This is a genomic window from Nitrosomonas sp. Nm84, from assembly GCF_003201565.1.
Lineage (GTDB): Bacteria > Pseudomonadota > Gammaproteobacteria > Burkholderiales > Nitrosomonadaceae > Nitrosomonas.
This window is the reverse complement of record NZ_QJJP01000005.1, coordinates 119,039-130,473: the sequence shown is the minus strand read 5'-3', so window position 1 is coordinate 130,473 and position 11,435 is coordinate 119,039. Positions and strand designations below refer to the sequence as shown.

The 11,435-nt window shown below is 42.3% G+C and carries 12 protein-coding genes, 1 other RNA gene and 2 pseudogenes; 6 read left to right on the top strand and 9 right to left on the bottom strand.

Translation table 11 applies throughout. The annotated features are described in order from the left end of the window. Both C8R34_RS04615 and C8R34_RS16415 read left to right on the top strand, forming a co-directional pair. Positions 1–396, top strand: a pseudogene (locus C8R34_RS04615) (transposase); the annotation flags it as partial. A gap of 380 nt (positions 397–776) precedes the next feature. After that, the gene (locus C8R34_RS16415) at positions 777–950 is read left to right on the top strand and encodes a hypothetical protein (protein WP_165872523.1); all 174 of its coding nucleotides are present in this window, start codon (positions 777–779) and stop codon (positions 948–950) included. Positions 951–1,138: 188 nt separating this feature from the next. Here C8R34_RS16415 and C8R34_RS04610 read toward each other — a convergent pair whose 3' ends face one another. Together C8R34_RS04610 and C8R34_RS04605 are read right to left on the bottom strand one after the other, a co-directional pair. Next, positions 1,139–2,578, bottom strand: coding sequence for a TM0106 family RecB-like putative nuclease (locus C8R34_RS04610; RefSeq protein WP_258364356.1), 1,440 nt, complete (start codon positions 2,576–2,578; stop codon positions 1,139–1,141). 67 nt (positions 2,579–2,645) lie between these two features. Then, a complete protein-coding gene (locus tag C8R34_RS04605; RefSeq protein WP_258364355.1) occupies positions 2,646–3,722 on the bottom strand; it encodes an HD domain-containing phosphohydrolase in 1,077 nt (358 codons plus the stop codon). A gap of 403 nt (positions 3,723–4,125) precedes the next feature. Between C8R34_RS04605 and ffs the strand changes: the two genes are divergently transcribed. The 4 genes from ffs (at position 4,126) to flhD (ending at position 6,907) form a co-directional block, all read left to right on the top strand. After that, positions 4,126–4,224: signal recognition particle sRNA small type (gene ffs, locus C8R34_RS04600), an RNA gene on the top strand. 79 nt (positions 4,225–4,303) lie between these two features. Beyond that, positions 4,304–5,908, top strand: coding sequence for a DNA polymerase III subunit gamma/tau (dnaX, locus tag C8R34_RS04595; RefSeq protein WP_110338303.1), 1,605 nt, complete (start codon positions 4,304–4,306; stop codon positions 5,906–5,908). A 13-nt stretch (positions 5,909–5,921) separates the two neighbouring features. Then, positions 5,922–6,245 carry a YbaB/EbfC family nucleoid-associated protein gene (locus C8R34_RS04590; protein WP_110338283.1) on the top strand — a complete coding sequence of 108 codons (324 nt, stop codon included), beginning with the start codon at positions 5,922–5,924 and terminating at the stop codon, positions 6,243–6,245. A 380-nt stretch (positions 6,246–6,625) separates the two neighbouring features. Continuing rightward, entirely contained in the window at positions 6,626–6,907 is a 282-nt protein-coding gene (flhD, locus tag C8R34_RS04585) for a flagellar transcriptional regulator FlhD (protein WP_110338281.1), read from the top strand. Positions 6,908–6,927: 20 nt separating this feature from the next. Here flhD and C8R34_RS04580 read toward each other — a convergent pair whose 3' ends face one another. The 7 genes and pseudogenes from C8R34_RS04580 to C8R34_RS04550 all read right to left on the bottom strand — a co-directional run. Then, on the bottom strand, positions 6,928–8,493 hold the full coding sequence (locus C8R34_RS04580; protein WP_110338173.1) for an IS66 family transposase: 1,566 nt from the start codon (positions 8,491–8,493) through the stop codon (positions 6,928–6,930). A 62-nt stretch (positions 8,494–8,555) separates the two neighbouring features. Continuing rightward, positions 8,556–8,927, bottom strand: coding sequence for an IS66 family insertion sequence element accessory protein TnpB (gene tnpB / locus C8R34_RS04575; RefSeq protein WP_258364350.1), 372 nt, complete (start codon positions 8,925–8,927; stop codon positions 8,556–8,558). Beyond that, a complete protein-coding gene (locus C8R34_RS04570) occupies positions 8,894–9,190 on the bottom strand; it encodes a hypothetical protein (RefSeq protein ID WP_110338169.1) in 297 nt (98 codons plus the stop codon). Before C8R34_RS04570 ends, tnpB begins: the two co-directional genes overlap by 34 nt. A 41-nt stretch (positions 9,191–9,231) precedes the next feature. After that, positions 9,232–9,630: a Tn3 family transposase gene (locus C8R34_RS04565; protein WP_132467067.1), complete on the bottom strand. Its 399-nt coding sequence runs from the start codon at positions 9,628–9,630 to the stop codon at positions 9,232–9,234. 56 nt (positions 9,631–9,686) lie between these two features. Further along, positions 9,687–10,514 carry a hypothetical protein gene (locus C8R34_RS04560; RefSeq protein WP_132467066.1) on the bottom strand — a complete coding sequence of 276 codons (828 nt, stop codon included), beginning with the start codon at positions 10,512–10,514 and terminating at the stop codon, positions 9,687–9,689. Positions 10,515–10,571: 57 nt separating this feature from the next. Then, the gene (locus C8R34_RS04555; RefSeq protein WP_110338275.1) at positions 10,572–10,751 is read right to left on the bottom strand and encodes a hypothetical protein; all 180 of its coding nucleotides are present in this window, start codon (positions 10,749–10,751) and stop codon (positions 10,572–10,574) included. Positions 10,752–11,173: 422 nt separating this feature from the next. Then, positions 11,174–11,341: pseudogene (locus C8R34_RS04550) on the bottom strand (transposase); the annotation flags it as partial. Positions 11,342–11,435 lie beyond the last annotated feature (94 nt).

Below are 11,435 nucleotides of genomic sequence, written 5' to 3'. Positions count from 1 at the left end.
ATCTGGCAAGCAGAAACACGTGAAAAAGCTTATGAAGCGTTTGATAACTGTATAACGCGTTTTAATCCGAAGTACCCAAAAGCCATGGAATGCCTAGCTAAAGATAAAGATTCCATGCTGGCTTTCTACGATTATCCTGCCTAGAACTGGCAGCACATCAGAACAACTAATCCGGTTGAATCTGTATTTGCTACTGTCAGGTTGAGAACAGCCAAGACCAAAAACCGCGGCAGCCGCACAATAACGCTGACTATGGCGTTCAAACTTATGGAAACAGCGCAGAAAAAATGGTTCCGACTAAGGGGCTACAATCTGCTGGCCGATGTAGTCTCCGGTATTACATTCATTAACGGCATAAAACAACAAACGGGAGATCAAAAACAGGTTGCCGCTTGATTCTCCGTACACCAGATTTGACTATAGTTCCAGAATGGCAGTACTGATTTTTGTTTTTCTTGGCTTTTTTGAATTTTTCTATAGATCTCTGGTGCATTTTAAATTCCACACTCTATTTTTTAATGCTATCCTTATGTCGAATGAGTGTTCCGCTTATTCATATTTACTATAAGACTGTATACAACTGTTGTAGTAGATTAAGAATGTATATTTTTGTAGATATTTGATCTTAATGATGATTTGTTTCTGTAAGATTAGGGTCTGACTTTTGATGAAGATTCAGTCTGGTATATAGTTTATAGTTTGAGATGATGAAGTTTCAACATGGCATTGAAAATATCCATAAACAATGTTTGATATTATTCATAAGGAGATTATTAATGAAATATTCACTTTTTGCTGTTGTGCTTATTACTTTTATGCTGATCGGATGCAAAGGCGAAGGAAAGCCAGGTCAATATCCTCCAAGCCTTTATAAAGAACGAGAAGGTTTATTATCTGATAGCGAACTCGAAAAAAACAAAAAAGAAGGTGTGGGGCAAGAGAGTAAATAAGTCGATCTTGCTGTGAATTCTTCAGTATTACAGTGAGAATTAGATAGCAAAGTTCTACAATAACTAATGAAGAAACAGGTGATTAGTATTTATTTGCTCGATAAGAAGGCTGTAACGAACATATAAAGTTTTAAAACTTGTTTTTCAAACGGCCCTAGTGAGAACTAGGGCCGTAATTCTAATAAAACCTAGTATTCAAGAAGAAATCTTCTTAGCCATAACTCAAGTTGCCGTGTAGCCGACACATCATCACGGTTATAACTTAATATCTCTGTTTTTATTTTTTGTTTCTCAGTTAGACTTGTTTCTGATTGAAAGCGATCGAACTGTACTACGGACCACTGTGAGCCAGACTTTTCATTTTCCCATTGAAAATTGACTAAATCCGGATGCTTGCAAATATCTTTCAGCCCATATCCTTGCAGTGGTAAAACCAGACAATCCAGAATAGGTTTTTGCATGTCAAACAATGGACTATCATCGCCGAGTAACCATGCCACGGTGTTGTGATTCTCCATGGCATAACGTTCTGCATATTTCCTGATCGTAGCCTTTTCATGATTCGAATAATGTGCAAGCACTAACGGAGTGTATTGCGAGCGATATGCTTCAATTTTCTGCAAAAAAACTAACCAACCTTGATAATCGCTGGCTTCATCATCGGTCCAGATGTACTCAAAGCTTTCCTTGGTATATGCGGGTGGCAGAAGCCCCCAAAGATAAACATGACGTTCTCGGGTTTGTGTTAGTGGATTATCTTCAATGTCAAAATGAACCCAAGTGCCTTCCGGCAGCTCAATTTTTTTGAGTTGAAATATTTTTCCGGTCAGCGACGACTGAGCCTGCAGGATAGCGCGATGCTTTCTCTTGTGGCCTTTGAGATAAGGCACATCAGGCAAGGATTCAGCATTGCTCATAGAGAGTTGAGTCATAGTTGAAATGCCGGCATCCGCTAAATAATTGGCTGCACTGCCATGGATTCCATAGAGCAGTGATATGTCTTCGTTTGCCTCAAACTCCGGGAGACAGTGAGTGTAATAAGGGCAAGTGCGACATTTGCTATGGCTATAGCGAACCACGGGTTGCTGCTGTAAGTTGAGCAGCGATCTCATGCCAGCGATGAACTCATCAACCAGCGAATCGACTTTGTCGTCGAGTAACGCAGTACGACCATCACCAAGAAAAACAATAGCGGGTAATTTATTATCGAGCAGACGACGATATATTCCCAGTTGTATTTGGATTGTTTTTTTGTTTTCGCTGAGTGAAAGTTTTGCATCGGCAGGTTGGTATTGACCGCTCTCATGGAGAATCAAGAAATCGGGGTAACCAACCAAGCCTTCCGATTCATTGATCAGCCGTCCTTGATAAATTACAGGTATACCTTGTTGCATCAGGGAAAGCGTATGGTCGAAAGAATCAGCTTTGGCAACAGAATATTGATTTTCTAACATAGTCAAAATAGCTGCTTCGTGCTTAAGCCCAGCGTCGATTAACAGCTGGTTAAATGCATCTATTTCATATTCGGTAGGATGATATTTCTCTAACCAGGTACGCCGAATGCATGAAATCCAAGACGCGGCATCGCTTGGTTTGATCAGATTCGTGAAAGATTTGTGAATGACCATAATCCTATATATCTCGCCTGGCGTGGATACACACTCCATTTTACAGGATACCCTTGATCAGATTGCCCTAGTAGATATTTTCCTTGAATTGTTTTTGAATTAATTCGATTTTTTGCTGATTTGCAATCAAGGCATTGACACAGTCGATATCCAGCTTTTCACCGGCTATCTGCCTGAGCGTATCAAATGCTTTCTCATTACTCCAGGCATTCTTGTAAGGACGCTGGGAAGTCAATGCATCAAATACATCGGCAACTGCGACGATGCGGGCTTCTAATGGAATTTCTTCGCTCTTCCTTCCGGTTGGGTAACCACTGCCGTTAACAGCTTCATGGTGAAATTCAGCGATATTTTTTAAGATATCAATGCTGCTAATACAATCAAATCCAAAGTTTGCAGCAATATCATCAATTATTTCTCTACCTTTGCGTGCATGGGTATTCATAATTGATCTTTCTTCTTCATTCAGTGGTCCCGGCTTTAATAAGATGCTATCAGGTATTGAAATTTTTCCAATATCGTGAAGCGGGGAGAACATAAAAATACGCTCTATATAGACATCATCCAGCTCGTATTTAGTTACAAGTGATTCGGCGATTAGACGGCTGTAACGAGACATACGATCAAGGTGGCTGCCTGTTTCGGGGTCGCGTAAGTGGGTGATATGGCTGGTGGTTTTGAGAGCGGCGTTCATTACTTTGAAAATGGCAAGCTCATTAATGATCATCAACGATATAAGATGACCAAAAATATCAAGGACATTCAATACCTGCTCGGTAAATACATCACTCTGGTAAGAATTAAAGAATAAAAATCCAACAAAATCACCCGCATGAAAAATTGGCATGGTGTAGCTTGCTGCATAGCCCTGGCGTCCGATTCGCTGCGTGTGTTCATGGGTACCTTTTTCGAAAGTAACTAAGTTATTGATAACGCGGGGCAGGCCTTTGTCGAGAATTGTCTGCAATGATGGGGCGTTCTCCAAAGGCGATTGGTAATGCAGCAGTGGCTTGTCTTCTCCGCTACTATCCAAATAAGTTTTAAGTATTCGCGTTTCGGCATCATACAAGGTGATAGCGATACGAGCGATAAAGGGAAATTTTTGCTGGATAGATCTGTGTGCGCTAATAAGTTTATCTTTCAAGGGAAGTTGCTTATTTAGATCTTCAAGTAAGTCGTGATGGTTGAACATAATCAAAGGCTTCATAAATAGGATAATTGGATGACTATAGCGGATTTGAATGTATTTATTTTGTCAAGTAGATACCCATTCTTAGTTTATTTATTAGCTGCTTAACAACTGTACTACTGATTATCATTGCCTTAACGGTTCATAATATGGCAAAGTCTTTAATGATGAATTCCAATTGGAGTAATTGCTCGTCAACTGATATACTTCAAGCACTTTTTAAGTGATAATTCTGTGTTTGGTTAAATAATCTTTGTAATCAATAGATTTTTTTTCCGGCAGGCAGTTAAACTACAGCGCAGTTATCGTATTAACTCAGATATCGAGTTAATAGGCTTATAGTTTATAAATTTTTTATGGCGGGCCTCCCCGCATTGCAAGATAGTGAATCTGGTCAGGTCCGGAAGGAAGCAGCCACAGCTGTTTATTGCGAGTGCCGGGGGTCTGGCTCGCCACCCAATCGTGCTATTGGGTCTATCTTTGGACTATTGATTAATTTAATAGGTCTAGTTCGTTTTTCCAACACAATCAAAAACGTGTCTCAAACACAAGTCCTCGCGCGTAAGTGGCGCCCAAGAAATTTTTCAGAGTTGACAGGGCAAGAGCATGTAATCAAAGCGCTGACCAATGCGCTTGAACAAAATCGATTACATCATGCCTATTTGCTGACTGGCACGCGCGGTGTCGGGAAAACGACCATCGCCCGTATTCTAGCCAAATCGCTCAATTGTGAAACGGGGGTAACTGCAACGCCTTGCGGTGTATGTCCGGCATGCCAGCAAATTGATACCGGAAGTTTTATTGATCTCATTGAATTGGATGCCGCTTCAAATACGCAAGTGGATAACATGCGTGAGCTGCTGGAAAACGCGTTGTATGCGCCAACCAGCGGGCATTATAAGATTTATATCATCGATGAAGTTCATATGCTTTCCAAGTCGGCGTTCAACGCCATGTTAAAGACACTGGAAGAGCCACCGGCGCATGTCAAATTTGTGCTGGCTACAACCGATCCACAGAAAATCCCGATCACAGTTCTGTCACGTTGTTTGCAATTTAATTTGAAACAAATCCCGCAAACACAAATTGCCGATCACCTCAAAAAGATATTGGCGCAGGAGAAAATCCCCAATGACGTTCTATCGCTGCAATTAATTGCCCGTGCTGCCCAAGGCAGTATGCGTGATGCCTTAAGCCTGTTAGATCAAGCCATCGCCTTCGGTGAAGGCACAATTGAAGAGGCGGGTGTACGGGATATGCTGGGTATCATCGATCAAAGTTATCTGTTTGATCTATTGGAAGCTTTGATGCAGAGGAATGGTCTGAAGTTATTGTCATTGGCAGATGAAATGGAGGCACAGTGTCTTTCATTTGACGCCGCTTTGCAGGATCTGGCAACCTTACTGCATCGTATTACACTGGCACAGGCCGTTCCGCAAGCAATCAGTGAAGGTACTCCAGAACATGCACGTATTTTCGCCTTGGCAAAAGCATTTGCACCCGATGATATCCAATTGTTTTATCAGATCGCATTGCACGGACGCAGCGATCTGAGTTTGGCGCCGGATGAATACGCCGGTTTCACCATGACACTGATGCGCATGTTAACGTTCATGCCGGATGATCTGACAGTAAACCACCAGTCGCTGCAGATTCCGGCAACAGATAACAGACCATCCGGGAAAACCGCTCATAAGCCGCAAGTAAAATCCGAACACACTTTGCAGCATCCCATCCATAGTATCAACGTCGATTCATCCGATCTTGTCTGGCCACAACTGACTCAGCAACTAAAACTGACAGGAATGGCTAAAATGTTGGCGCAACATAGTGAAGCCAAAGCGCTTTCGGCAGAAAACATCGAATTGTGCGTTCCGGATATGCATAAGCATCTGCTAGATAAGAAATATCAAGATAAAATCCAGGCAGCGCTGAATACTTATTTTGGTAAACCTGTCGTGCTTAATTTTTCCATAGGCAGTATTACCGGATTGACGCCGGTGGCGCTGCAACAACGTGAAGAACAAGTAAAGCAAGAAAAAGCCATTGAAGCCATTGAGAAAGATCCAATTGTGCAAGAATTGATCGAACAGTTTGATGCAAAATTAATCATTCCTTCAATTAAACCGACTCAAAAATAAAGGAGACTTAAGAATGAAAGGTAATCTGGGAAATATGATGAAACAAGCACAGATGGTGCAGGAAAATATGCGACAAATGCAGGAAAAACTCGCCACCATCGAGGTGGAAGGTCAGTCAGGAGCCGGCATGGTTAAAGTTATCATGACGTGTCGCCATGATGTTAAAAGAGTCAGTATTGATAACAGTCTTATGGGCGACGACAAAGAAATGCTCGAAGACCTAGTAGCAGCGGCTTTCAATGATGCTGTACGCCGTGTAGAATCCACCTCCCAAGAAAAAATGGCGGAACTTACCAGTGGACTAGGCTTGCCGCCTGGCTTTAAACTGCCTTTCTAAGATAGTGATCTGATTGGTTACATTTTGATAACGATTGGCTGTCTTGAAGTATGGACGAGTTCTTCATTGCATTAGTTTAAGGCCTTTTCCTGTTGATATTCTACGAATAGGTCGCCTCCTTATGCATGATAGTATTGCCGATTCTGACAACTCAGAAATTTAAGAAGCCTCCGCATTCGAGGAGATTCATCTTATAAAGCTAGATTTTAGAAATCTAGCTTTTGTATTTGTAGGCAATATTCTTACATTGTGATGAGAATATTACCTAACCTCATTTAGGCCTAACTTCCATTTACTTAGACCTCACGATGGTTGAAAATCTACACATACGATTTATGTGTTTTTGATGTAAAGATTTTTTAATCTAAAGGAGTATTAAAATGGAATCAGATCAAATTCTAGATGAAATTAAAGACATCAATTTGAGTTATTTGTTGCTTGCTAAGCAAATGTTACGAGAAGATAAGGTGTCTGCAATGTATCGATTAGGTATCAATCAAGATATTGCTGCAATCTTGGAAAAATTAACTTCCGCTCAACTCATTAAAATGGCCGCTTCAAATATGCTGCTTTGCCGTTTCCGCTTTGATGATCGACTAATTGCAGAAATGTTGTCCAATGACACCCGCGATCAAGCGGTAACAAAATCACATGCAGCGTAAGCGTCCAGCGCCACCATCTATCAATTATTTTTTCTCAGCATTTCAATAAATTCAGGTGGTAACGGTAGCAACTCGTCAATTCGACTGTTAGGCCACGTGGGTAATTTTATGAGCGTATCTTTGAGCCAATCAGATGAGTTCAGACCGTTGAGTTGAGCAGTTCCAAATAGAGTTTGAATAGCTGCTGCACGTTGGCCTGCACGCTCTGAACCGGTAAATAACCAATTCTTTTTTCCAATCGCGATAGGTCTAATGACATTTTCTACGGGATTGTTGTCAATTGGCAGGTGGCCGGTTTGTGCATAGCGGATCAGGCTGCCCCAACGTTTCAGTGTGTAATCCAAGGCTTTGGCGGAACCACCCCCATTTGCTGTTTGAGCGCGGGTTTGCACCAGCCAATCGTGTAATGCCTCCAACTCGGGCAGGCTTTTTTCTTCCCGTAGTTGTTGACGTTCTGCGATGGTCAGATCTTTACCTTCTACTTCAATAGTATATAAGTTGCCGATACGCTGCAACGCTTCCAACGCCATCAGGCTGCTATTAGCCTGGTGCAGATCGAAGAATTTACGGCGTGCATGCGCCCAACAAGCCAGTTCAGTGCAGGACTCCGTCTGTTTTTCGGCGAACAGGGCTTTGTAGCCGCCATAGTCGTCGACCAGCAAATGACCATGCCAGTTTTCCAGAAAGCTTTGCGCATGCCGGCCACTACGACCGGCTTGATAGTCGAAGATGATAATGCGCGGCCCAGGTTCCAAGTCGTTGCTGCGATAGGCCCACAAGTAGGCCTTGCGCGTCTTGCCTTTGCCAGGATCAAGTTGCGCTACTGGCGTTTCATCGGCATGCAGCGTGTTGCCTTGCAACAGATGCCAGGTCAGCCGATCCACCAAAGGTTGGAGTGCAACGCCGCTACGACCGACCCATTCCGCCATTGTTGAGCGTGAAAGCGTGACTTGTTCCCGTGCGGCAATCTGTTCTAAGCGATAGAGTGGTAGGTGATTCAGGTATTTACTGGTCAGCACCCAACTCAGCAGGCCGGGTGCGGCCATACCGCCATCAATAATGGCTAACGGAATAGGCGCGGCAGTAACGATTTCACAGGTCTTGCATGCATATTGTGGACGGATGTGACGGTGAACGAAGAACTTTGCTGGCTCCACATCCAACTGCTCGCTAATATCTTCACCGATCTTAACCAGATTCTGACCACATTGACTGCATTGGCAGGATTCTGGTTCGTGACGGTGTTCAATACGTGGCAGGTGTTCTGGCAATGGTTGGCGGCCAGCGCGGGAACGTGTTGATTTAGCCGAATCGGCTTTTGCTGATGGGTCGAGCTGTTCGATTTCGGCATGTACCGCTGCCAGATCAGTTTGTAAAGTTTCCTCGAACAAATCGGGGTGTGCAGATAATGACTCGCTCTTTTTGCCAAAAAGGTTCCGGCGCAAATAGGCCAACTCCATGGTCAGCGCTTGGATTTTGAGCTGCTGAGAATGAATTTCTTTTTGCGATTGCTCAATCAGCATTTGAACCTGCATTCTAGTATCTGCATCAAGATTCAAATGATCTAATTGTGCAAGCGTTTTCATGGTGCCAATTCTACCACAAAACACACTGAAACGCTTATTAATAGAGGCTTATAGATGTTTTGTTAAGCCTTTAAATGTGCCGGTGGAAACGCCGATAATCGCTGCCAATTGACACCGGCTATTAGCCAATTCCACTGTGCTTGCGTCAACGTAAAACAGCGTTCATCTGACTTTGGCCAAACAAATTTACCCTCATGCAAACGGCGCTGGCACAACCACACGCCGGTGCCGTCCCACAGCAACACCTTGATGCGATTTCCGGCACGATTGCAAAACACAAAAGCTGAACCTGCGCAAGGCGCATGCTCCAAAGACTGCTGTACCAGCATCGACAAACCATCAATACCACGGCGCATATCAACCGGCTCTACTGCCAGCCAGATGTTACCCGGATTAGCAATCAATCCAGGCATTTCAGCAATTTCCCCAGCCATTGGGGTGATATCTCTGCTGGTAGTTCTAGCGTATGACCTTGCGGACAGCGTAAACACAGTGACCCGGATGACGAAGGCTCCAACTTGATCTCAACCGGAATCAAAGTCGACGCAACTGCAGCAACTGGTTGAGAACGATAAACCCGCAACCAGTTCGCGAATGTTTTGGAATTCAGCTTGTGCTGACGACAATACGCTACCTGCGATAAACCACTCGACTGCCAGGTCTCTATATGTTTTTGCGGATCTGTCGGTAATGCCATTGGTTATCCTCTCAAAAAATGTTTGAGGATAATTGAGCGCATTAAAAATTGTTAGATGGTGGCGTTGGACGCTTACGGCCAAATTCACGATTGGCACGATAGAAATGGTTTTTTCCTGAGAATCCGTTTAGTCGTTTGAGTGCTGTAGAAGCTGTGGCGTGTCCGCTTTCCAGTGAAGCATAGAAATGTCCCATCCGGTCCCATTCGGCAGCGATCCATTCTGGATGCAAGGTTCGGTCTTTTTTCTCTAACAAAACTTTTATCGGACCATAATCTTTTTCTGTATCAATGCGGAAAATTGCCTGCTTCTGTAATCCTCGTATGCGTGGGACAAAGCGTTTCCCATACATGGCGAAGGCTGTAAAATTCGTATCCGTAAAACCGTGAGTGTCTGTGTAATGCTCTCCACTTATGGTGCGATTGAATGAGATATTGAGCACAGAACAAAATACAGGTATTTGGACACAATCAAAAGATCATATCTTTTAGAAAGAATTTAACTGTTTCCTGGCTCAACCACGGTTTTGTTGTTGTCGTAATCCCATTTTTTAACAAAGACGTTAAGTAGCGGGAAATAAAGTGACGTTTTACTATCATTCGCAAACAACATATAGACTGGTGTTTCATCCACGTGCTTGTCTTGTTTGTAGTATTGAAGCCACATGTATTTCTCTGTGAAGATCATTTTCCATATGGGTGATTGATCATAAAACTTCACAGTAATAGGCCTACCGCGCGCTTTCAGTTGGTTACAAAAATAAATTGTGTCATTTATTTCTTTATTATAATCATCAGGACTGACGCCAACCGATCGAGCACGAGCACTAGCTGCTTTACTTTCCGGCTTGAGTAGTAAAATCTTTATCTCGCCAGTAAAGTTTTCAACCAAGTCATGCAAAGGTGCCTCTCTTTTACCAAATGTATCCCATCCTGTCGCCCCTAGGATTCGCAGTTGTCTTGTTTCGTTAGATAAGATTCTTTGTTGGCAAAATTCCCAATTCTCTTTCTTTTGAACGTCGTTTGAATGATTCCAGAATCCCGATACCCCAACAGTTAAAAGAATTTCTCTATTTCTAATAGCTGTTATTAAAAAGCGATAACCTCGACCTATAAAAAGGATAATAAAACTAAGAAGTAGTACAGTAAATACTACACGTATTGGGTGTGACTCGATATAGCTGATTAATCTTGGTTTATCGATTATTTCTAGCCACTCGGGTATTTTGGCAACCAAAAATAAACAGAAACTAACTACTGGTAATGTAATTAGGTGTCCGAATAAGTGATTTACGAACCAGTTTAAAAACTTTCTCATTGATTTCATGCAAAAAAAATACCCCTTCGACGGGGTATTTTACATTCGGTTTTGAGTTACTTCAATCTAGTCTAATTCTGCTGATTTTAACTTATCACCAGGCTCAAATATCAATCGTTCACAATGAACTTTATTACGTAGGTTATCTGTAACTTTGCCTACTATCCAATTTATGATCTTCCAATCTATGAAACCAGCCAGCGCAATAGCACCTACTGCCCAAAACAACAGGTTGCTAATTTCCATATTTTTTTACTCCTTCACTCTAGCCTTATTTCAGAAATAATACTTTGCGACTATTCCTTTCTATAATATGACTAACGTCATATTTTTAATAAACTTTAAACGGCAACCGAAATTGAACCACTACCTCGACTAAAGCCGGCAGGTACGATTTGGCTAAAGCCAACCATATATCTGCGAACGTGCCACGCACGTGGTTTTAAGTTACCGCAAGAACGCGGTGAACTGAGATCGACCTTTGGCCAATCATGATTCAATAAAGAATGACAATACATACAATCTTATCATTAGTCAACTATCTTATAGAGTCAATAGATTGCCTATTCTAAAGCATAGAAAGAGACAGATATACTCCGACTCCAGTCCTTTTGGCTCTAACAACATCCAATCTAAATAAAGACAACTTGCTAGGGTCTGTTGACATTTCACATGGGTAACCACAGATAACCACAAGCCAAGACAACCATACTCTCATAATTTCTCTTCAGTTTGTCATATCGTGTTGCCACTGCGCGATACTGCTTTAATCGCGCAAAAGCGTTTTCCACTAAATGCCGATATTTATACAAGCCCCAATCTATGTCTGTATTACCTTTCGAGACCTTTGCAAAATCCAACGAATTATCAAATTCGTTACAATTTCTGATTGTTATGTGAATATCAGGGTATTTTTTAGTAATTTCTTTG

Coding starts and splice junctions, on each gene's coding strand:
- C8R34_RS04610 (WP_258364356.1), bottom strand. CDS start 2,578: ATGGTCATTCACAAATCTTTCACGAATCTGATCAAACCAAGCGATGCC.
- flhD (WP_110338281.1), top strand. CDS start 6,626: ATGGAATCAGATCAAATTCTAGATGAAATTAAAGACATCAATTTGAGT.
- C8R34_RS04560 (WP_132467066.1), bottom strand. CDS start 10,514: ATGAAATCAATGAGAAAGTTTTTAAACTGGTTCGTAAATCACTTATTC.
- C8R34_RS04570 (WP_110338169.1), bottom strand. CDS start 9,190: ATGGCATTACCGACAGATCCGCAAAAACATATAGAGACCTGGCAGTCG.
- C8R34_RS04590 (WP_110338283.1), top strand. CDS start 5,922: ATGAAAGGTAATCTGGGAAATATGATGAAACAAGCACAGATGGTGCAG.
- C8R34_RS16415 (WP_165872523.1), top strand. CDS start 777: ATGAAATATTCACTTTTTGCTGTTGTGCTTATTACTTTTATGCTGATC.
- tnpB (WP_258364350.1), bottom strand. CDS start 8,927: ATGGCTGGGGAAATTGCTGAAATGCCTGGATTGATTGCTAATCCGGGT.
- C8R34_RS04555 (WP_110338275.1), bottom strand. CDS start 10,751: ATGGAAATTAGCAACCTGTTGTTTTGGGCAGTAGGTGCTATTGCGCTG.
- C8R34_RS04580 (WP_110338173.1), bottom strand. CDS start 8,493: ATGAAAACGCTTGCACAATTAGATCATTTGAATCTTGATGCAGATACT.